The sequence below is a fragment of the Mesorhizobium sp. M0159 genome (genome assembly GCF_040322295.1).
Lineage (GTDB): Bacteria > Pseudomonadota > Alphaproteobacteria > Rhizobiales > Rhizobiaceae > Mesorhizobium.
In genome coordinates, this window is the sequence record NZ_JAMYTF010000013.1 from 126,540 (window position 1) to 146,609 (window position 20,070).

General features: G+C 62.7%; 17 protein-coding genes and 1 pseudogene. 7 read left to right on the forward strand and 11 right to left on the reverse strand.

Going from position 1 to position 20,070, the window contains the following annotated elements:
* Positions 1–58: 58 nt before the first annotated feature.
* The 3 genes and pseudogenes from NKJ32_RS15810 to NKJ32_RS15820 all read right to left on the reverse strand — a co-directional run bounded on the left by NKJ32_RS15810 (position 59) and on the right by NKJ32_RS15820 (position 4,895).
* Positions 59–3,538 carry an indolepyruvate ferredoxin oxidoreductase family protein gene (locus tag NKJ32_RS15810; protein ID WP_352578572.1) on the reverse strand — a complete coding sequence of 1,160 codons (3,480 nt, stop codon included), beginning with the start codon at positions 3,536–3,538 and terminating at the stop codon, positions 59–61.
* A 225-nt stretch (positions 3,539–3,763) separates the two neighbouring features.
* Positions 3,764–4,294, reverse strand: a complete 531-nt coding sequence (locus tag NKJ32_RS15815) for a hypothetical protein (RefSeq protein WP_352452209.1) — start codon at positions 4,292–4,294, stop codon at positions 3,764–3,766.
* A pseudogene (locus NKJ32_RS15820) lies at positions 4,287–4,895 on the reverse strand (CGNR zinc finger domain-containing protein). The gene NKJ32_RS15815 and the pseudogene NKJ32_RS15820 overlap by 8 nt, the downstream one beginning before the upstream one ends.
* A gap of 140 nt (positions 4,896–5,035) precedes the next feature.
* Between NKJ32_RS15820 and NKJ32_RS15825 the strand changes: the two are divergent.
* The 4 genes from NKJ32_RS15825 (at position 5,036) to NKJ32_RS15840 (ending at position 9,550) form a co-directional block, all read left to right on the forward strand.
* Positions 5,036–5,941 carry a branched-chain amino acid ABC transporter permease gene (locus NKJ32_RS15825; protein ID WP_023676253.1) on the forward strand — a complete coding sequence of 302 codons (906 nt, stop codon included), beginning with the start codon at positions 5,036–5,038 and terminating at the stop codon, positions 5,939–5,941.
* A 204-nt stretch (positions 5,942–6,145) separates the two neighbouring features.
* Positions 6,146–6,730, forward strand: a complete 585-nt coding sequence (locus tag NKJ32_RS15830) for a TRAP transporter small permease subunit (RefSeq protein WP_023676252.1) — start codon at positions 6,146–6,148, stop codon at positions 6,728–6,730.
* Positions 6,730–8,508: a TRAP transporter large permease gene (locus NKJ32_RS15835; RefSeq protein ID WP_352620745.1), complete on the forward strand. Its 1,779-nt coding sequence runs from the start codon at positions 6,730–6,732 to the stop codon at positions 8,506–8,508. Before NKJ32_RS15830 ends, NKJ32_RS15835 begins: the two co-directional genes overlap by 1 nt.
* Positions 8,509–8,524: 16 nt before the next feature.
* The gene (locus NKJ32_RS15840; RefSeq protein ID WP_352620720.1) at positions 8,525–9,550 is read left to right on the forward strand and encodes a zinc-dependent alcohol dehydrogenase family protein; all 1,026 of its coding nucleotides are present in this window, start codon (positions 8,525–8,527) and stop codon (positions 9,548–9,550) included.
* A 386-nt stretch (positions 9,551–9,936) separates the two neighbouring features.
* On the opposite strand, the gene NKJ32_RS15845 is transcribed toward NKJ32_RS15840, so the two are convergent.
* On the reverse strand, positions 9,937–11,046 hold the full coding sequence (locus tag NKJ32_RS15845) for a TRAP transporter substrate-binding protein (protein WP_352469878.1): 1,110 nt from the start codon (positions 11,044–11,046) through the stop codon (positions 9,937–9,939).
* A 284-nt stretch (positions 11,047–11,330) separates the two neighbouring features.
* Between NKJ32_RS15845 and NKJ32_RS15850 the strand changes: the two genes are divergently transcribed.
* A complete protein-coding gene (locus NKJ32_RS15850; RefSeq protein WP_352620718.1) occupies positions 11,331–12,104 on the forward strand; it encodes a gamma-glutamyl-gamma-aminobutyrate hydrolase family protein in 774 nt (257 codons plus the stop codon).
* A 14-nt stretch (positions 12,105–12,118) separates the two neighbouring features.
* Here the strand turns inward: NKJ32_RS15850 and NKJ32_RS15855 are convergent, their stop codons facing one another.
* From NKJ32_RS15855 to NKJ32_RS15875, 5 genes are all read right to left on the reverse strand, one after another.
* Entirely contained in the window at positions 12,119–12,514 is a 396-nt protein-coding gene (locus tag NKJ32_RS15855) for a hypothetical protein (protein ID WP_352454732.1), read from the reverse strand.
* Positions 12,515–12,668: 154 nt separating this feature from the next.
* Positions 12,669–13,649 (reverse strand): 2-hydroxyacid dehydrogenase, encoded by a 981-nt coding sequence (locus tag NKJ32_RS15860; protein ID WP_352620716.1) that lies wholly within the window; start codon positions 13,647–13,649, stop codon positions 12,669–12,671.
* Positions 13,646–14,668, reverse strand: a complete 1,023-nt coding sequence (locus tag NKJ32_RS15865; protein ID WP_023676245.1) for a LacI family DNA-binding transcriptional regulator — start codon at positions 14,666–14,668, stop codon at positions 13,646–13,648. Before NKJ32_RS15865 ends, NKJ32_RS15860 begins: the two co-directional genes overlap by 4 nt.
* 68 nt (positions 14,669–14,736) lie before the next feature.
* Positions 14,737–15,621, reverse strand: a complete 885-nt coding sequence (locus tag NKJ32_RS15870; RefSeq protein ID WP_352620714.1) for a DMT family transporter — start codon at positions 15,619–15,621, stop codon at positions 14,737–14,739.
* Positions 15,622–15,818: 197 nt separating this feature from the next.
* Entirely contained in the window at positions 15,819–16,226 is a 408-nt protein-coding gene (locus NKJ32_RS15875; protein ID WP_352620712.1) for a DUF2000 family protein, read from the reverse strand.
* A gap of 52 nt (positions 16,227–16,278) precedes the next feature.
* On the opposite strand from NKJ32_RS15875, the gene NKJ32_RS15880 reads away from it, so the two are divergent.
* Positions 16,279–17,151 carry an AraC family transcriptional regulator gene (locus NKJ32_RS15880; protein WP_023676242.1) on the forward strand — a complete coding sequence of 291 codons (873 nt, stop codon included), beginning with the start codon at positions 16,279–16,281 and terminating at the stop codon, positions 17,149–17,151.
* A 2-nt stretch (positions 17,152–17,153) separates the two neighbouring features.
* Here NKJ32_RS15880 and NKJ32_RS15885 read toward each other — a convergent pair whose 3' ends face one another.
* Complete coding sequence (locus NKJ32_RS15885) at positions 17,154–17,636, reverse strand: MarR family winged helix-turn-helix transcriptional regulator (protein ID WP_254816029.1); 483 nt, start codon at positions 17,634–17,636, stop codon at positions 17,154–17,156.
* 203 nt (positions 17,637–17,839) lie between these two features.
* Positions 17,840–18,562: an intradiol ring-cleavage dioxygenase gene (locus NKJ32_RS15890; RefSeq protein WP_352620710.1), complete on the reverse strand. Its 723-nt coding sequence runs from the start codon at positions 18,560–18,562 to the stop codon at positions 17,840–17,842.
* A 197-nt stretch (positions 18,563–18,759) separates the two neighbouring features.
* Between NKJ32_RS15890 and NKJ32_RS15895 the strand changes: the two genes are divergently transcribed.
* A complete protein-coding gene (locus NKJ32_RS15895) occupies positions 18,760–19,827 on the forward strand; it encodes a CobW family GTP-binding protein (protein ID WP_352620708.1) in 1,068 nt (355 codons plus the stop codon).
* Positions 19,828–20,070 lie beyond the last annotated feature (243 nt).

Here is a 20,070-nt window from a genome sequence, read left to right on the forward strand (position 1 = left end):
ACGCAGCGGAAGCAGGGAAACTACAGTTCAGGTAAACAAGGCGTATCACAGCGCTGAATTATTCGGCGGCTTGAAGTTGCGGCCGCAGCGGCGCCGTCGAGAGGCGGTCGAGCAGACGCTGGCGTTCGCCGGCGGCTTTTTCGGCACTGGCCTGCTTGACGTGGCCAAAGCCGCGGATGAGCGCCGGCACCGAAACAAGCGCGGCAGCAACCTCGATCTTGCCCGGCGCCAGCGCGCCGGCGACAAGCTCCAGGTCGGCTTCATAGAGGGCAAGAAGCTGCCGCTCCATACGCCTCTCGGCGCTGTAGCCGAACAGGTCGAAAGCGGTGCCGCGCAGGCCCTTCATCGCCGCCAGCAGGCGGAACCCGTTCATCGTCCACGGGCCAAAGCTCGATTTCTTCGGCTTGCCGTCACTGCCGCGCCTGCCCATGATCGGCGGTGCGAGATGGAATTCAAGCTTGCCGTAGCTCTGGAACTGCTTTGCGATCTCTGCGGCAAAGGAGCCGTCCGTATAAAGCCGCGCCACCTCGTATTCGTCCTTGATCGCCATCAGCTTGAACAGGTTCTTTGCGGCAGCCTCGGTCACCACGGTCGACCCGGGCACAGCATTGGTTTCGGCCTTGCGCAGCGCCGCCAGTCTGTCGGCATAGCGCTTGCCATAGGCGGCGTTCTGATAGGCGGTCAGGAAGGCGACGCGGCGAGCAATGATATCGTCCAGCGTCTCGGCAATGGCGGCATGCTGCGTGGCCTTGCCCGGCTGGGCAAGAAGGCTGCGCACGAAATCCGGCTGGTGGGCGGCGCGGCGGCCCCAGCGAAATGCCGCGATATTCATCGCTATCGCCTCGCCGTTGAGCTCGATCGCCTTCTCGACCGCCTCCGCCGACAGCGGCAAGCCGCCGTGCTGGAAGGCGAAGCCGAGCATGAACATGTTGGCGCCAAGCGAGCTGCCGAACAGCGCGGTGGCGGTGCGGGTAGCGTCGAAGAAATGCGTCCTGTCGTCGCCCGCGGCCGTTCTTATCGCTTTCTTCAGCCGCTCGACGGGCAGCGAGAAATCGGCCGAACGGGCGAACTCGCCCGGCATGATCTCGGCAGTGTTGGCGAGGAAGATGGTATGGCCTTCGCGCACCGCGGCCAACACCTTCTTGGCACCCGAAACGACGAGATCGCAGCCGAGCACGAGATCGGCCTTGCCGGCCGATACCCGAATGGCGTGGATGTCGTCCGGCGTGCGGGCGATGCGGACATGGGTGAACACCGAGCCGCCCTTCTGGGCGAGGCCGGCCATGTCGATCATGCCGCAGCCCTTGCCTTCCAAGTGCGCGGCCATGCCGAGCACCGCGCCTATTGTGACGACGCCGGTGCCGCCGACACCGTCGATGATCGCCGCCCAGCCTTGTTCACCGAGCGTAAATTGCGCCGGCGCCGGCACCCCCGCGAGCGGGTCGGCCGCGCCGGCTATGCCTTCGGCTTTCCTGATTTTGGCGCCGTGGACGGTGACGAAGGAGGGGCAGAAACCGTTGACGCACGAGAAGTCCTTGTTGCAACTCGACTGGTCGATCTTGCGCTTGCGGCCGAATTCGGTCTCGACCGGCTGGATCGAGACGCAATTCGACTGCACGCCGCAATCGCCGCAGCCTTCGCAGACCAGCTCGTTGATGAAGATACGCTTGTCGGGATCGGGGAAGGTGCCGCGCTTGCGGCGGCGACGCTTCTCGGCGGCGCAGGTCTGGTCGTAGAGCAGCACCGAGACGCCTTTGACCGAACGCAACTCGCGCTGGACGAGATCGAGGTCGTCGCGGTGATGGATGGTGGCGCCGGCGGGAAATTCCACCTTGCCGGTATATTTGTCCGGCTCGTCGGTGACGATGGCGATGCGCTCCACGCCCTCGGCGCGCACCTGCCTTGCGATCATGTCCACCGTCAGGCCGCCCTCGTGCGGTTGCCCGCCGGTCATCGCGACGGCGTCATTGTAGAGGATCTTGTAGGTGATGTTGGCGTCGGTCGACAGCGCGAAGCGGATCGCCAGCACACCCGAGTGGTTGTAAGTGCCATCGCCCAGATTCTGGAAGATGTGCTCGCGCTTCGAGAACGGCGCCTGGCCGACCCACTGCGCGCCCTCGCCGCCCATGGCGGTGAAGCCGACGGTGTTGCGGTCCATCCACAGCGCCATGAAATGACAGCCGATTCCGGCGGCGGCGAGCGAGCCGTCCGGCACCTTGGTCGAGGAATTGTGTGGGCAGCCGGAGCAGAAGAAGGGCGTGCGCGAGGCGATGTCTGACGTGTCGGCCAGCATCGCCTGGAACTGGCGCAACTTCGCCACCCGCGCGGCGATTTCTTCCGACGGGCCGATCGTTCGCAAAATCCTCTCGCCGAGCGCGATGGCAATATCGTTGGGGTCGAGCGCGCCCTTGGCCGGGAACAGCCAGTCGCCGCGCTCGTCCTTCTTGCCGACGATGATCGGCTGCGTCGCGGTGCCGTAAAGGTTCTCGCGCAGTTGCACCTCGATCAGCGAGCGTTTCTCCTCGACGACGACGATGGTATCGAGGCCGCGAGCAAAGTCGGCGATGTGCTGCAGGTCGAGCGGCCACGGGCAGCCGACCTTGAACAGCCTGATACCGATGCGACTGGCGGCCGCTTCGTCGATGCCGATATCCTCCAGCGCCTGGCGAACATCGAGATAACTCTTGCCGATGGTGACGATGCCAAGCTTGGCGCTGCTGCCGCCCGAATAGACGATCCGGTTCAGCCCATTGGCGTGGATGAAGGCCGAAGCGGCGGCGCGCTTGTGTTCATGCAGCCGCTCCTCCTGGCCGAGCATGTCGATCTCGTTACGGATATTGAGGCCGCCGGGCGGCATGTCGAAGTCCGGCACGATGATGTTCAGCCGTTCGAGCGCGGCATCGACCGAGGCCGTCGATTCGATGTTGTCCTTGACGCATTTGATCGCCGCCCAGGTGCCGGCAAAACGCGACATGGCAAAGCCGTAGAGGCCGTAGTCGATGATCTCCTGGACGCCGGCCGGATTAAGGATCGGCACCATGGTGTCGACGAACAGGAACTCGGTGGCATGCGCGTTGGTCGAGGATTCGGCCATGTGGTCGTCACCCATCAGGGCCAGCACGCCGCCATGTTTCGACGACCCGGCGAGATTGGCGTGGCGGAACACGTCGCCGGAGCGGTCGACGCCCGGACCCTTGCCGTACCAGACCGAAAAAACGCCGTCATGGGTACCCTCGCCCAGCAATTCGGCCTGCTGCGAGCCCCAGCAGGCGGTGGCGGCGAGCTCCTCGTTGAGACCGGGCTGGAAGACGATGTCCGACTGCGCGAGCTGGTTCCTGGCCTTCCACAGCTGCATGTCGAGGCCGCCGAGCGGCGAGCCGCGATAGCCGGAGACGAAACCGGCGGTGTTCAGGCCAGCCCGGCGGTCGCGCTCGCGCTGCATCAGAAGCATGCGGATGACTGCCTGGGCACCCGACAGGAAGATGCGCTCCTTTGCCAGGTCGAACTTGTCGTCGAGCGCGACATTGTGCAGCGTCATCAGGCATTTCCTGTGCGGAGGCCGCGCCTGGTGGTGCGCGGCCAACGTCGGAGTCGAGTGCCCACAGTCTTTCTTCCCTTGCCGGGGAGGTCAAACAAAATCGAAGGTGCCAGGCGGTCCGCAACAAACGATCCGTGCGCGGCCGTGTGGCGCCACGAAACGCCTGTCGGGGAGGATGGCCGAGCATGAAAAATTCCGGCGGCGGTCAGTGCCGCTGGTGATGCATCATGCAGCCTTTGGGCAACTGGGCTTCGGTTCACCGGGCAGCTTGCCGTCGACATGGCCGGCCAAGTCCTTGTTGAGCTCGTAGACTGGCCCGACCACCAGAGGCCGGTCGGGCAGGACCGACTGGTCGAGCGAGGACGTCAGAGTGGTCGCGAAACTCTGCAGCAACTTGCCGCTGGAATCCTCGATGCGGATCGACACCGCATAGGGCTTGTCCTTGACAACGCAGGTAAGCGGCGGGCTGGTGAGCGTCACATGCGGCAGCTTCGGCCATATTTTCTGGGTGACGATGATCGGATCACCACCGGCCGGGTTCTGGAAGGAGACCACAGCGACCTGCCCCTCACCCACCGGCCGCAGCGGATTGAGGGTGATGACATAGGTGGCGATACCCAGCCGGTAGTTGAACTCGAACAGCTTCCCGGAAATGGCGAACAGCTGGTCCTTGCCGGAATCACGGCAGGCGCCGAGCGCGGCCGCCGCGAACAACGCCGCGACGACAATCATCGCGCGTGAGAATCTTCTAGACATTGGTGACCTCCCTGGCCGCGGTCCGGCGGCGATAGTGTCGGTTTGCCTTCTGGCGGTTGCCGCACACCGCCATGTCGCACCAGAGGCGGCTGGAATTGCGGCTTTTGTCGACAAACAGCCAGCTGCAGTTCGGACATATCCGCAGCCTGGCGATGGTGTCGCTACGCAGCAGCGACAGCGCCGAGACCGCGAGCGCCGCCTCGAAGGCGATCGGCGTTGCCGGATCACCGAACGGTTTTCCAGGCGTGCCGATTTCGGTGTGGCCATGGGCGAGGCCGTCGGCGCAGGCTTCCAGGAATTCAGGCATATCGGCGGTGTCGATCGCACCTTTCGATACCGCGCCGCGAAACAGCCGATCGGTCGTCTCGCGAATCGACAGCACCACCGGTGCGATCTTTTCAGGCGCCGGCGCTACGAGCCGCCTGCCGCCCCGCTAGGCGGCGCGAAAGGCACTCGCCGCTTCGGCAAAGCGGGCGATCTCGGCCGGATCGTCGAAACGGTCGAAAGTTTTCTCCGGATCGTTCCGCAAAACGACGGTGTTCGCCGTATCGAGCGCCAGCATGCCACCGGTAAAGCGGTGCGGAGTCCAGGATACTGTCATATGGCGAATCTAACTGATAACTCGCGTTTGACAAGTTAGATTCCGGGTGCAACGCTCGTCACTGAGGCGATCGCCGTACTGAGAATATCGTTCGTCCCAAACCTCTGCCCCGATTGCGGGGCATGCATAGAGGGTCTTGCATGCTCTATTTCTTCCAGCAGGTTCTGAACGGGCTGCATTCGGGCGCGCTCTACGCATTGCTTGCCTTCGGCTACGTGCTGACCAACGGCATCCTGCACCGTACCAATCTTGCCTATGGCGCGCTGTTCGCCTTTTGCGGGCATACGATGATCCTCACCGCGGCGTTCGGCTATCAGGCGCTGTGGCTGACGCTGTTTGCATCGGTCGCGCTCGGCGTAGCTGCGGCATTCCTTTATGCGGCGCTGCTCAGCCATGTCCTGTCGCGAAGTATCTTCGAACCGCTGGCCGACCGCTCGCCCAACGCCATCGTGGTGACGACGCTCGGCATATTGCTGGTCTTGTCGGAAGCCAGCCGCATCGCCGCCGATACCCATGACCTATGGTTGCCGCCAATGCTGGCCCAGACCATCGTCTTCGCGCAGAATGCCAGCTTCAAGGCGACGTTGACGCTGATCCAATTGCTCGATTGCGCCGCCGTACTGGCGGCCATAGCGCTGGCTGCTTGGGGCTTCGCATATTCGAGCTTCGGCCGGAGCTGGCGCGCCGTATCCGACGATCCCAAGGCGGCTGCGATGTGCGGCGTCGATGTCCGTGCGGTGTTTCGGCGTGCGGTGCTTTTCGGCGGCCTTTGCGCGGCACTGGCTGGCGTGCTCGCCGCCTTCTACTACGGTAACATCAGCTTCGGCACAGGGTTGGTCTACGGGTTGAAAATCCTGTTCGTGACCGCAGTTGGCGGCTATCTTTCGCCTTTGCGGGCGGCACTGGGCGCCGCCGCTTTCGGCATGGCCGAATCGCTATGGGCCGGCTATTTTCCGCTCGAATGGCGGGACGGCTGGATGTACCTGTTCCTCGTCGCCATGCTTGTGCTGATCGGCGCCGGCCGCGACCAACAGAAGATCGCCTGAGCCGCACCCGACTTTGCTTGGGTGAAAGCGCCGCATGTCCTTGGACATGCAAAGGATGCGGCAGCATTTTGCCGCCCGTCATCTCACAACTGTGTTTATGCGGGCTGTCCCGTGTTGACCCGCCGGACCACGCACTGCATACCGTTGGTCCACAGCGACGCGACGGACAGGGAACCGCCGCGCTCTGACACAAGGGAGGAATGCATGGCAGGGCTTCTCGCTCTTTCCAGAACCATTGACCGTTTGAACGAATTCATCGGCAAATGGGTTTCGTGGCTGATCCTGCTGGCGATCCTGGTAAGCGCCGCCAACGCCGTCATCCGCAAGGTGTTCGACATGTCCTCGAACGCCTGGCTGGAATTGCAATGGTATCTGTTCGGCGCCGCCTTCATGCTGGCCGCCGCCTACACGCTGAAGCAGAACGACCATATCCGCATCGATATCGTCTACGGCATGTTCTCGCGCCGCGTGCAGCACTGGATCGACCTTTTCGGTCACGTCTTCTTCCTGATGCCGTTCGTGACGTTGATGGTGGTCTATTTCGTTCCCTATGTGTCGCTGTCGTATCGCAGCGGGGAGATGTCGAACAATTCCGGCGGGCTGATCATCTGGCCGGCGAAGGCGATCCTGCTGGTCGGCTTTTTTCTGCTCGCGCTGCAGGGCATTTCAGAAATCATCAAGAAAATCGCCATCATGCGCGGTCAGATGGACGATCCCACTCCGTTCATATCGGTGCATGAGCAGGCCGAGCTAGAAGCCAAGGCGCTCGTCGAAGAGGTGCGCTCGTGATCGAGTTCATCGCCCAGAACATGGCGCCGATCATGTTCGCCTCGCTGGTCGTCTTCCTGCTGATCGGCTATCCCGTCGCCTTCTCGCTCGCCGCCAACGGCCTGATGTTCTTCTTCATCGGCGTGCTTCTGTCGCCCTATTCGGGCGGCTCGATCAATCTCGCCTGGCCGTTGCTGCACGCGTTGCCGGATAATTTCTATGGCAGCCGGGTGATGTCGAACGATACGCTGCTGGCGATCCCGTTCTTCACCTTCATGGGCATCGTGCTCGAACGATCCGGCATGGCCGAAGACCTGCTCGACACGATCGGCCAGTTGTTCGGACCTGTCCGTGGTGGCCTCGCCTATGCTGTGATTTTCGTCGGCGCGCTGCTCGCCGCGACGACCGGCGTGGTGGCGGCCTCCGTCATTGCCATGGGTCTGATTTCGCTGCCGATCATGCTGCGCTACGGCTACGACCGGCGGCTGGCATCCGGCGTCATTGCCGCGTCCGGGACGCTCGCCCAGATCATCCCGCCGTCACTGGTGCTGATCGTCCTGGCCGACCAGCTCGGCCGCTCGGTCGGCGATATGTATAAGGGAGCGCTGATCCCCGGGCTCATTTTGACCGGCATCTACATGCTCTACATTCTGCTCATGTCGATCTTCCGGCCGAAGTCGATGCCGGCCCTGCCGCTGGAGGCCCGCACGCTCGGCCACGGCGTGCTGTCGCTGCTGGCGGCGCTGCTGGCGGCGGTGGTGGTTTCCTATGCGGCGTATCGCTACCTTGCGCCGAACCATGGCGGCAACGCCGATATCCTCGGCGCCACCATCGGCGTCATCTTCATCTATGTCGTGGCGATCGTCGACCAGCGCCTGAAGATCAGCCTGATGTCCAGACTGGCACAGCAGGTGATCATCGTGCTGATCCCGCCGCTGGCGCTGATCTTCCTGGTGCTGGGCACCATCTTCCTTGGCATCGCCACGCCGACGGAAGGCGGCGCCATGGGCGCCGTCGGCGCGCTGGCAATGGCGGCGATGAAGGGGCGGCTGTCGCTCGACGTGGTCAAGCAGGCGCTGGCCTCGACGACCAGGCTGTCGTCCTTCGTTCTGTTCATCCTGATCGGCGCGCGGGTGTTCTCGCTGACCTTCTACGGCGTCAATGGCCACATCTGGGTCGAGCACCTGTTGACGTCGCTGCCGGGCGGTGAAGTCGGTTTCCTGATTGGCGTCAACATCCTCGTCTTCGTGCTCGCCTTCTTCCTCGACTTTTTCGAGCTTGCCTTCATCATCGTGCCGCTTTTGGCGCCAGCGGCTGACAAACTCGGCATCGACCTGATCTGGTTTGGCGTGCTTTTGGGCGTCAACATGCAGACCTCCTTCATGCATCCGCCCTTCGGTTTCGCGCTGTTTTATCTGCGCTCGGTCGCCGCGCGCGTGCCCTATCTCGACCGACTCACCGGCAAGCAGATCGCGCCCGTCACCACAGGGCAGATCTATTGGGGCGCAGTGCCCTTCGTCTGCATCCAGGTGATCATGATCGGCCTGACCATCGCCTTCCCGCAGATGGTGATGCACTACAAAGGCACTGTCGTCGATCCTGGCACCATCAACTACCAGGTGCCGGAAACGCCTGGCATCGGCTTGTCGCCGCTTGGCACGCCGCCGGCCAACGGCGGCACTGCCCCAGCCTCACCTTCCACACCGGATTTGTCGCAGCCGCCGAGCTTCGACGAAAAGCCGCCCGCGAAACCGGCGGCGCCGGCGATCGATCTGTCGCAACCACCGAGTTTCAACTGAGGAAGGCCCGGCAGCCATGAAGGCGGTTCGGTTGGAGCGAGTGGGCAGCCTCGCCGTGTGCGAGGCCGAGAAACCGACCGCCGGGCCGAACGATCTGCTGGTGCGCATCGAGGCGTGCGGCGTCTGCGGCACCGACAGGCATCTTTTCCATGGTGAATTCCCGTGCACGCCGCCGGTGACGCTCGGGCATGAATTCTCCGGCATCGTCGAGGCGGTCGGACCTGGCGTATCCGGCTTTTCCGTCGGCGACCGCGTCACCGGCGATCCCAACATTGCCTGTGGCCGATGCGAGCATTGTCAGGCCGGCCGGGTCAATCTCTGCGGCAATCTACGCGCCATCGGCATCCATTGCGATGGCGGCTTTGCCGAATATCTTGTCCTGCCACAGAAACAGGCCTTCGTCTTGCCAGGCGATCTGAAGCCTACGCATGGTGCTTTCTGCGAGCCGCTCGGCTGCTGCCTGCATGGCGTGGACCTTGCCGCGATCAAACCAGGCTCGTCGGTCGCGGTGCTCGGCGGCGGCGTGATCGGCCTGCTCACCGTTCAGCTGGCAAAGCTCGCCGGTGCGACGACCATTATCTTGTCGACCCGTCAGGCCTCGCGGCGGGCTCTTGCCGAGCAATTTGGCGCAACGGCGACGCTCGATCCCAGCGCCTTCGATGTCATCGATGCGATCGTCGGCCGGTCGGGTTTGATGCCGGGCGGCGTCGACGTGGTGTTCGAATGCGCCGGCGTGAAAGACACTGTTGAGCAGGCGATGCGGCTGGCCAAAGCGGGCGGCACCGTCGTCGTCGTCGGCGTGATGCCGCAAGGCATGAAAGTGGCGTTCGAACCGTTCGATCTCCTATTCCGTGAGTTGAAGGTCCTGGGTTCCTTCCTCAACCCCTTTACCCATCGCCGGGCCGCCGATCTTATCGCCTCGGGGGCGATCGAAGTAGATCGGCTGATATCACGACAAGTCAGCCTCGACGAGGCGGTGGCGATCATTGCCAACCCGCCGGCGCCAGGTGAGGTCAAAGTCCTGGTAGTGCCTCAGAGCTGATCCATCGGGCCAGTTGCCACCGCCAGGCTTCGCGGTTCTGCGTCGCATCGATGGCTTCATCCTCAATCTGATAAAGCCGGGCTGATGAAGCCGGGGAAAGGCGACCCCGCCACCTATGCCGACGCCGGCCTACAACCGGGTGAGGTCCAGCAACTGATGCGTGGCCGCATCAAGTCGACAGTGTTCGATTGCCATGCTCCGGGCGGGAATACCGGTGGAAGTCAGTGCGTCCGAGGCTGACAGGAAGGAACACGGGGCGTGCTCAGGGTTCTTTGACAAGAACCACGTCTTCCTGGAGCGGAATGCATTCAAATAAAACCGGGCATCCGCTTTGTTTTAGCCCATTCTGCGACGCCGAGTGGAGCCACTCGGCGTCGCAGAATGTTCTAGAGCTTGCTGTTGCGCTGCTGGACCATCATGAAGGTGTCATAGTTGTACTCGGCCACCTGCGCCCAGAGATAATGCTCCTTGCGGAACGCCTTGATCGAATCCCAGATCTTCTTGAACGGCGCGTTCGAGGCTTCCATCTCGGCATAGACTTCGTTGGCCTTTTCGAAACAGGCGGCCATGATCTCCTGGCTGAATGGGCTCAACTTGGCACCGCCGGCAACCAGCCGCTTCACCGCCGCCGGGTTGAGGTAGTCGTATTTCTGCAGCATGTTGGCATCGGCCGCCTGGGCGGCAGTGTGCACCAGCGACTTGTAAGCCGGCGAAAGTTCGTCGTATTTCGCCTTGTTGAACATCAGATGGACGGTCGGTCCACCTTCCCACCAGCCGGGATAGTAGTAATAGGGCGCAACCTTATAGAAGCCGAGCTTCTCGTCGTCGTAAGGGCCGACCCATTCGGCGGCGTCGATCGTGCCTTTTTCCAACGCCGGATAAATGTCGCCACCGGCGATCTGCTGCGGAACCACCCCGAGCCTTTGCACCACTTTGCCGGCAAAACCACCGATACGCATCTTGAGGCCGGAAAGGTCGGCGACCGTTTTGATCTCCTTGCGGAACCAGCCACCCATCTGCACGCCGGTATTGCCGCCCGGCAGCCCGAACAGACCCTGCGTCGCCAGGAACTCGTTGAACAGATCGATGCCGCCGCCATGATAGTGCCAGGCGTTGATGCCGCGCGCGTTGAGCGAAAACGGAACCGCCGCTCCCAGCGCCCACGTCGGGTCCTTGCCCCAGTAATAGTATGCCACGGTATGGCAGGCCTCGACCGTGCCGGCTGTGGTGGCATCGGCGGCCTGCAGGCCGGGAACGAGTTCGCCGGAGGCGAAGACCTGGACCTGGAAGTTGCCGTCGGTCGCCTCCGACAGCATCTTGGAAAACACTTCGGCGCCGCCATAGATCGTATCGAGCGACTTCGGGAAGGACGACGCCAGTCGCCAGGTCACTTTCGGATTGGACTGGGCGATGGCCGGCGCGGCAAGTGTCGCGGCAGCGGCCGCAGCGCCGAAACCGGTGGTGCCGGCCTTGCGGATGAACGAACGACGATCCATGAAGTTCCTCCCTTTTGGATCCACTGACCGACATTCGGGACACTTCGGCGCCCGGATCGGCTTCGAGCCGACAATACACAGGCAAGGAGTCGAGTCCAGCACGGTAGCCCGGTTTGAGCGCCGCATTTCGGGGAAATTCACGGCGTTGGGCCAGATCTTGCAACTATAGTCTAAGGTCGATTAACTGGCCTACGCGACACGCCGAAACTTGCCATGGAAATGCGCCTTCGGATCGCCTATTTTGCAGGCAGATAATTCGTTGCACCCGATGGGATCCGGACCAAATGCACCAGCCGCTCGTCGCCGTATCGACCGATGTCCGCCAGTTCGACAATTACACCTGGCATGCCGCGCCACAGCAATATCTCGAAGCGGCGCTTTCGGGTGCAGGCGTGTTCCCGCTGCTGGTACCATCCTTCGCCGACCGGCTCGACTTCGACGAACTGCTTTCCGCCGTCGACGGCGTCATGGTCACCGGCTCCAAATCGAACGTTCATCCCTCGCTCTATGGCGGTGACGCCAGCGAAGCCAATGGTCCCTACGACCCCGCCCGCGACGCCACCACGCTGCCGCTGATCCGCCGGGCGGTGGAGCGCGGGGTGCCATTGCTCGCCATCTGCCGCGGCATCCAGGAGATGAATGTGGCGCTGGGTGGCACGCTGGCCACCGAAATCCAGGAACGCGCCGGTTCGCTCGATCATCGTGCGCCGGCAAGCGACAATCAGGACGAACGCTTCGCCATCCGCCAGAGCGTGGCGATAAAACCCGGCAGCTGCCTGGCCGGGGTCTTCGGCGCCGGCGACATCATGGTCAATTCGGTGCATCGCCAGGCCATCGACCGGCTTGGCCCAAAGCTGCAGGTCGAAGCGGTCGCCGCCGACGGCACTGTCGAGGCGGTTTCGGTGCGCGATGCACGGGCTTTCGCCGTCGGCGTCCAGTGGCATCCCGAATACTGGGTCAAATCGGACAGTATCTCGGTAAAGATATTTCGCGCATTCGGCGATGCGGTGCGCCTGCATCAGGCGGCGAAATCGGGTGCGCGCGCAGCCGCGGAATAGTCCTGCCGCGCTCGCTAGTTGCCGGCCGACGCCAGCGTCAGCAGCGGCAGCGCCGGCGCGTAGGATTCGTAACCATCGCCGTCGGCGACTGAGAACATGACGATCGGATCGGTGCCGTTGGCGCTGAAGGTGACCGTGCCGTCATCCTGCTCTCGCCAGAACTTCGCCTGCTCGACGCCGGGCAACACCCGGCGGCAATTTGCTGCGACCGTCAACAGCGACAGACCTTGCGAAATCTCGGCGCCGCGGCTGACCGCACAAGACCCCTCGTCGCCATGGGCTACCAGCCTGTAGTTGCCGGATGAAGGCGGTGACTCACTGGCTGCACGGCTTTCACCGCTACCGGCGTAAAACAGCTGGGCGCTGCCGAACAGCACAGCGACTGCCATCAATGCAGGAAGCGTCTTCATCCTGGTTCTCCGCGCATTTCAAGCGCGCCGGTTCGAAGAGATCAGGGAGGCGCGCTTCATCTTGCTGTCATGTCCTGTCAGGCGGACATACACCGCGAAGGGACCAGAATGATTCCGAAGGGTTAAGCTGAAGTTAATAGATATGGCAGCCCGCTTACGGCCTTGCCTTGACATTTGCCGTCTCCGGCACCGGCGTCAGCGCCTTTCGCTGCGAAAACCACGAGACCAGATTGTCGACGCACAGGTCCGCCATGGCGCGGCGGGTGTGCTGCGAGGCTGAGCCGACATGCGGCAAAAGCGAGGTGTTGGGCGCGGCAAGCAACGCCGCTGGCACATTCGGCTCGTCGGCAAAGACGTCTAGCCCGGCAGCGGCGATGCTGCCGCTGGCAAGTGCGGCGGCAAGGGCTGGTTCGTCGACCGTGCTGCCCCGGCCGATGTTGACAAAGACGCCGTTCGGCCCAAGAGCCGAGAGAATTTCGGCATTGACGGCCTTTTCCGTCGAAGCCCCGCCGGGCGCCACCGAGATCAGTGTGTCGACCGCCTCGGCGAGACCTTTCAGCGTCGGGTGATAGTCATAGGACAGGCCTTCGACGCGGCGCCGGTTGTGATAGGCAATGGGCAGCCCAAAAGCGTCGAGCCGGCGGGCAATGGCGAGGCCGATGCGGCCCATGCCAAAGATACCGACATGGCGCCCGCGCAAGGTCAGCCGGCTCAGCGGATAGTTGCCGTTGCGCAGCCAGCTTCCGTGGCGTAGCCAGGCCTCGGCGCGCGGCAGTTCGCGGATGGTATTGATCAACAGGCCGAGCGCCGTATCGGCGACCTCTTCGGTCAGCACATCCGGTGTGTTGGTGACCATGATGCCGCGCTGTGCGGCGTGGCGGACATCGACCGAATCATAGCCGACGCCGAAATTGGCGATAATCTCGAGCTTTGGCAGCGCGTCCATTAACGCGGCGCTTATGCCGCCAAAGGCGGCTATGCCGCGCACCGTAAGGCGCATCTCGTCGGTGACCAGCGACGGATCGGCGCGTTCGATCCGGACGCGGCTGAACACCCCGTCGATGCGGCCGACCGCATGATCGTTGAACTGGCCCGGCACCAGAATGGCGACAGCTTGCTGTTTGGTTTTTGTCATGCACGTTCCACCGGTTTGCCGGTCGACTGGCGCACATGCAGTTCCGGCTTGATCAGTTCCTGCGACGGCCGCACCGTCTGTCCGTTGAGTTTGTCGAGCAGCGCGCTGGCGGCGCGGCGGCCAACCTCGCGCTGGCCGTTCCAGACGGTGGTTAGCGCAGGCGTCGCGATCGCCGCCTCCTCGAGGTCGTCATAGCCGGTAACGGAGATGTCGATGCCCGGCACCAGACCAGCGCGCGCGATGCCGTTCATCAGGCCGATGGCGACGAGGTCATTCCAGCAGCAGGCCGCGGTCGGCCTGTCCTTCAGCGCCAGGAACTGCCCGGCAGCCTCGAAGCCGGCCTGCTTGGTGCGCGGGCCGGCGATGCGCCAGGACGGCCTGACCTCAAGCCCTGCCGCCTCCATGGCGTTGACATATCCCTGATAGCGGTCGCGGCCGGTCGAGGTCTGGTCGGTACCGCCGATCATTGCGATGCGCTTGTGGCCAAGCGAGATCAGATGATTGGTAGCAAGCCCGGTGCCATAGGCATCGTCGCCGCGAAACACCGGCACGTCGGCACCTTCGACGGTGCGTGCAATCAGCACTGCCGGGAGACCGTTCTCCTCGGCCATGATTATGTCTTCGGGCGGCGTGCCGATGGCCGGCGACATGATGACGCCGTCGGCGCCGAGTTGCAGAAGCGTGTCGATGAAGGTGCGTTGTTTCTCGAGCTGGTCGTAGTGGTTCGACAGGATGAAGGTTTGCCGGCTGCGGTCGAGTTCGCTCTCGATCGAACGCAATATCTCGGCAAAGAACGGGTTCATGATGTCATGGACGACGACGCCGACAATACCCGAGCGCGAGGTGCGCAGGCTGGCGGCGCGGCGGTTGTAGATATAGCCGATGGCGCGGGCATGTTCCTTGATGCGATCGCGGGTGCCGCCGGCGACCAGCGGGCTGTCGCGCAAGGCCAGCGAGACCGTGGCCGTGGACACGCCGAGCGCATCCGCGATGGTGGAAAGCTTGATCTTCTGTGCCAGCGGCCTGCGCTCCCGAAGCAATTTAAACTGTTTAAAGGCCGGCTCTTATGCCATCGATCCCGCGCAAATCAAAGTTTTTTTGCCAGCGCTTCCGCCTCCGCGTCCAGCGTCGCGCGGTTGCGCAAGCGAAGCCGGTGCTCGCGGTGAACGATGTAGAGGCCGCTGGCGACGATGACTGTGGCACCGACCAGCGTCCAGCGATCGGGAAACTGGTTGAAGACGATCAGGCCGGAGATGATCATCCAGATCATCTGCGAATAGGGATAGGGAGCCAGGGCCGTGGTGGTGGCAAGGCGATAGGCCTGCACAAGAAGCCAATGACCGATGGCGCCGAAGACGCCAAGCATCAGCAATATGAACCAGTGCCAGCCATCCTGCGGCAGCGAAGGCGAAAACGGCAGTGTCGGCAGCAGCAGCACGGCCGGCGCCAGCGCCGAAAACAGGATGAGGCTTTCCGAGGTTTCCGTAGCCGACATGCGGCGCGTCATGATGACGTAGAAACTATTCGATAGCATCGAGCCGAGCGCAAAGAGATGGCCGACGCCAAAAACCCCGATGCCCGGCCGGGTGATGATGAGGACGCCGACAAAGCCGCTCATGATCGCCAGCCAACGCCGCCAGCCGGCCCATTCCCCTAGCAACGGACCGGCAAGCGCGGTGATCACCATCGGGCCGAAGAAGTAGATCGAGGTGGTTTCCGCCAGCTGCAGCGTCCGCAGCGCGAGAATGTTGCATATCGTCGATCCGAACAGGAGCAGACCGCGCGTGAGATGCGCCGGCAGGTTGGCGGGACGAAAGCGCAGCGGCTCACGCCATCCGTGCAGAAAGACGCCGACGATCAGCACATGGACCGCGAAGCGGGTCCAGGCGACGATCAGCGCCGAGACGCCGGCCAGCACAAGGTACTTGCTGCTGGTGTCGAGGAAGGTGAAAAACACATAGACGGAAAGCATGCACAGGATCGCCGCCGGCGATGTCGCGCTTTCGTCTTGTCTTGGGGGAGCATTCAATTTCAGGCCGGACGGGAAGCAAGGCGGTCCCTCACCAATGCGGCAATTGTCGCCTGCGGGCAAGCCAAAACAGTCTGGCACAACGACAGCCGCCGACAGGCTCAGTTTGTTTCCCAGTGGCCGACCTAGTGGCCGACGACTCAGGCGTGCATGCGGGCGCCCTTGGTGATCTTGTCGACGAGCTTCTTTTCGGCGCGAAGCGCGATGCCGACCACCTTGGCATCCTCCGGCGCAAATTCGGCAAAGACGGCGCGGTTGGCCAGATCATACCCGGTCGAAAACATATCCTCGACATAGAGCGAAACCGTCACACCACGCTCCAGCGCCCGCCGCTGGATCGCGCCGAGCGTCTGGCCGTCCGCCGAAAGCACGATGACCGGCTGGATCGACAGCGGGTTGTAGATATTGCCGGCGCGATCACGGTAGGGGTGGCCGATAATGTCGGGAAATTGCGCGACGATGCCGCTGGTCAGAAAGGCGGTGACATTGAGCTTTTGCCAGACGGGAAGATCATCCTTGAGCACGATTGCAAATTTCGTATCGAACATGCGACAGTTTCCAATCCGAAAAGGGGGCCAATCCGAGGCTGCGAGTGAAGCGATGGCGCACGATCTAGACCGGGAAGCCTTTCAGGGTCTTGGACGTTTGTGCGTGGATGCAGCCGAGAACTGCATCGTACCGGCACCCGGTGCTGCCGGGATGGAACGCATCGAGGCCCGGTTCCACGGCAATGCCTTCGATCTCCATCGCCACGACACCTATGCGATCGGGGTGACGCTTTATGGCGTGCAGCGCTTCCGCTATCGCGGCCAAACGCATCAGAGCCTGCCTGGCCAGATCATTATCCTTCATCCCGACGAACTGCACGATGGCGGTGCCGGCACCGAAGACGGCTTGCGATACAGAATGCTCTATTTGGAGCCGTCCCTGATGCTCGATTGTCTCGGCGGCGGATCACTACCATTCGTCGGGAATGCCGTGGTGACAGACCGCGATCTCCGGGCGACGCTGCTTTCGGCGCTCGGGCCGTTGAATCAGGAACTGGACGAGCTGTTTGTCGTCGATTTCATGACGCAGCTTATGCAAAGCTTGGCCCGGCACGCCGGTCAGCCGACGAAACCGGTAGCGAAAACTGCGTGGCGCGCCGCCAGCCTGGCGCGCGACTATCTGGAGGAAAATGTCGCGCGGATCGTACGTTCGGATGAATTGGAGGCGATAACCGGATTGGACCGTTATGCCCTGTCGCGGCATTTCCGCGCCACCTTCTCCACCAGCCCGCACCGGTTCCTGTTGATGCGCCGGCTTCAACGAGCCCGTCGGATGATCGAAGCCGACGAGCCACTGGCGCAAATCGCCATCGCAGCCGGCTTCAGTGACCAAAGCCATTTCAATCGGCATTTCAAAAAGGCGTTCGGCGTCACACCGGGACGCTGGTCGGCACTGACGCGACGGCCGTCAGCGGCGAACGCGTGACCTTATTCAAGCATCTTGTCCTCGATATCCAGTTCGTCATCTGGGAGCACCATTTCGCCGTTCGACAGGTTCGCCTCGACGCGGGCAAGCAGCTTGAACAGCGCTTTCTGATCCTTCTTGTCGAGACCCTTCAATGCCTGCTTTTCGGTCTTCTTCACCGACTTCTCGATGGCGTGGATAATTTCGCGGCCGGTGTCGGTGAGGAAAATATGCGCCTGGCGGGCATCGGCGGACGAGGCCCGCTTCTCCAGAAAGCCCTGCGCCTGCAGCCGGTTGATGGTCTTGGTGATGGTCGGCGGACGCACGCCGAGGCGGCCGGCAAGGTTGCCGGGCGTCTGCCCGTCCTCGCGGTCGAGCGCCAGCATGATCTGGTCCTGGCCGGCATAGAAACCATGCGCCAGAAGCCGGGCGGCGAGCGCCGTGCGCGCCAGCCGCGCCGCCGAATGCAGCCGGCTCATTGTTGCAGTCTTGTCCGCCTTGGCCATGCTCATCCCTCCTCGGCCGAACCGGAGCGGACAGCATAGAAGCAGGCCGCCGATTGGCAATGACGATCGAAAACATTCCGGCTCGGAAAATAGCTTTGCCGGCAAGCTTCGCGGTGTTCGCCGTGGCTAATGCCAGATGTTTATTTCAGTTAGATGACAAACGACTTTCCGCAATGGCTGGATGGGGACGTGACGAGGTGTTCTCAACCGGCTTTCACCGCGACCACCATCAACGCCTGATAGGCGTCCGCCATTTCCCGCAGCGCTGCCTGCGACAGCGGCCCGGCCTGCCGCGCAATGCCGTCCCGCGCGTTCGATGTATCGCGTTTGCCGGGGCGATCTTTATAAGGCGCGACGGTGGCGAATATCTGCTCGCTGAGGCTGTCGGGGAAGAACATCTGGCCGGTCATCACCGAGCGGTCGTCGGGGAAGATCTTGAAATGGATGTGGGTGGTGCGGCCGCGATACCAGCCGGGATAGATGGTGGCGAAAGAAGCGATGCCGCTTTCATCGGTTCTCTGCCAGCCGCGGAGAAAGCTCTGGCCGGACGTGTCGATATCCTGCCCGTCGCCCTGTCCGGGATAGCCGGAATAGCTGCCTTGGGCGTCGCAATGCCAGATATCGACGCGTGCGCCGGGAAGCGGCTGGCAGGCGGCGTCGACGATTTGCAGCCGCACATTGAGGCCGATGCCCTTCTTGCCCTCGGTGATATCGGCGCGTTCGAGCTTCGGGTCGAAATAGAACGGCCCTTCGGTGACCTCGGGCGTGATGGCGCAGACGCCGGCACCGGCTTCGAACAAAGCAAGCCCGGCATAGGGCGAAACCTGCCCGGCCCTTGCACCGGCGGGCAGGAATATGCCGCCAGCGGTAACCGCAACGAGACCGAGCGCCTGCCGACGGCTTAGTGGCAACGACTTGTCGGACATCTGGCGCCTCTTCAACGCGAACAGCTCCGCAAATGACCCCGCCTATCTAGGGCCCGCTGTCAGGCGGCGCCAATGAAAGTTCGGTAATGTGAGGAAAGTTCGGCAATACCAGCCCCTCTTTGGCCCACCGGTTTGCCTCGTGCAAAAGCCGAGCACACATCCTATATGGAGCCGACAATCCCTATTCGAGGCACAATATGAGCGACGCACAGACGCAGATCCCCGTAACCGTCCTCACCGGCTATCTCGGCGCCGGCAAGACGACACTGCTCAACCGCATCCTTTCGGAAAACCATGGCAAGCGCTACGCCGTCATCGTCAATGAATTCGGCGAGATCGGCATCGACAACGAGCTGATCGTGGAATCCGACGAGGAAATCTACGAGATGAACAATGGCTGCGTCTGCTGCACCGTGCGCGGCGACCTGATCCGCGTCGTCGAAGGCCTGATGCGCAGGCCTGGCCGCTTCGACGCCATCCTCGTCGAGACCACAGGCCTCGCCGATCCCGTGCCGGTGGCGCAGACCTTCTTCATGGACGACGACGTGCGTTCCAAGACCAGGCTCGATGCGGTGGTGGCGCTGGTCGACGCCAAGCACCTGCCGCTGCGTCTGAAGGATTCCCGCGAGGCCGAGGACCAGATCGCCTTTGCCGATGTCGTCGTACTCAACAAGACCGATCTCGTCACCCCCGAAGAGCTGAGCAAGGTGGAGGCGACGATCCGCGCCATCAACCCGGCGGCACGAATCCATCGCACCACACGCGCCAGCGTGGCGCTGTCCGAGGTGCTCGATCGCGGTGCGTTCGACCTGTCCCGGGCGCTGGAGAACGATCCGCACTTCCTCGAGGCGCATGACGATCACGACCATCATGATCATGATCATGACCACCATCACCATGATCACGACGGCCATGATCACCACGATCATGACGGGCATCATCATGCGCACCCTTCCGACATCCATGACGTGACTGTGCAGTCGGTGTCGCTGCGCGGCAGCGAGATGGACCCGAAAAAGTTCTTCCCGTGGATCGAGAAGGTCACCCAGATGGAAGGCCCGAACATCCTGCGGCTGAAAGGGATCATTGCGCTGAAAGGCGATGACGAGCGCTATGTCATCCAGGGTGTGCACATGATCATCGAGGGCGACCACCAGCGCGCCTGGAAGGACGACGAGAAGCACGAGAGCCGGCTGGTGTTCATCGGCCGCGAACTCGACGCCGAGCGACTGAAGACAAGCTTCGAGGCCTGCCAGGCGGCTTGATTTCCGGACTTTATAGCGCTAGCGCTGCCCTTCTCTCCTTCTCCCTTGTGGGAGAAGGTGGCCGAGCGAAAGCTCGGTCGGATGAGGGGTGTTCCAGCTTGGCAAGGACGGCACTCCGTCCAGCACCCCTCTTCCGTCTTGGCGCTGCGCGCCAATCCACCTTCTCCCACAAGGAGACCTTTGCACAGAAGCCGATTGGTGATTCTGTGATGATGGTCGAAGCAGGGAGATTCGGGATGGCGG

Coding starts and splice junctions, on each gene's coding strand:
- NKJ32_RS15810 (WP_352578572.1), bottom strand. CDS start 3,538: ATGACGCTGCACAATGTCGCGCTCGACGACAAGTTCGACCTGGCAAAG.
- NKJ32_RS15815 (WP_352452209.1), bottom strand. CDS start 4,294: ATGTCTAGAAGATTCTCACGCGCGATGATTGTCGTCGCGGCGTTGTTC.
- NKJ32_RS15825 (WP_023676253.1), top strand. CDS start 5,036: ATGCTCTATTTCTTCCAGCAGGTTCTGAACGGGCTGCATTCGGGCGCG.
- NKJ32_RS15830 (WP_023676252.1), top strand. CDS start 6,146: ATGGCAGGGCTTCTCGCTCTTTCCAGAACCATTGACCGTTTGAACGAA.
- NKJ32_RS15840 (WP_352620720.1), top strand. CDS start 8,525: ATGAAGGCGGTTCGGTTGGAGCGAGTGGGCAGCCTCGCCGTGTGCGAG.
- NKJ32_RS15845 (WP_352469878.1), bottom strand. CDS start 11,046: ATGGATCGTCGTTCGTTCATCCGCAAGGCCGGCACCACCGGTTTCGGC.
- NKJ32_RS15850 (WP_352620718.1), top strand. CDS start 11,331: ATGCACCAGCCGCTCGTCGCCGTATCGACCGATGTCCGCCAGTTCGAC.
- NKJ32_RS15855 (WP_352454732.1), bottom strand. CDS start 12,514: ATGAAGACGCTTCCTGCATTGATGGCAGTCGCTGTGCTGTTCGGCAGC.
- NKJ32_RS15860 (WP_352620716.1), bottom strand. CDS start 13,649: ATGACAAAAACCAAACAGCAAGCTGTCGCCATTCTGGTGCCGGGCCAG.
- NKJ32_RS15870 (WP_352620714.1), bottom strand. CDS start 15,621: ATGCTTTCCGTCTATGTGTTTTTCACCTTCCTCGACACCAGCAGCAAG.
- NKJ32_RS15875 (WP_352620712.1), bottom strand. CDS start 16,226: ATGTTCGATACGAAATTTGCAATCGTGCTCAAGGATGATCTTCCCGTC.
- NKJ32_RS15880 (WP_023676242.1), top strand. CDS start 16,279: ATGGCGCACGATCTAGACCGGGAAGCCTTTCAGGGTCTTGGACGTTTG.
- NKJ32_RS15885 (WP_254816029.1), bottom strand. CDS start 17,636: ATGGCCAAGGCGGACAAGACTGCAACAATGAGCCGGCTGCATTCGGCG.
- NKJ32_RS15890 (WP_352620710.1), bottom strand. CDS start 18,562: ATGTCCGACAAGTCGTTGCCACTAAGCCGTCGGCAGGCGCTCGGTCTC.
- NKJ32_RS15895 (WP_352620708.1), top strand. CDS start 18,760: ATGAGCGACGCACAGACGCAGATCCCCGTAACCGTCCTCACCGGCTAT.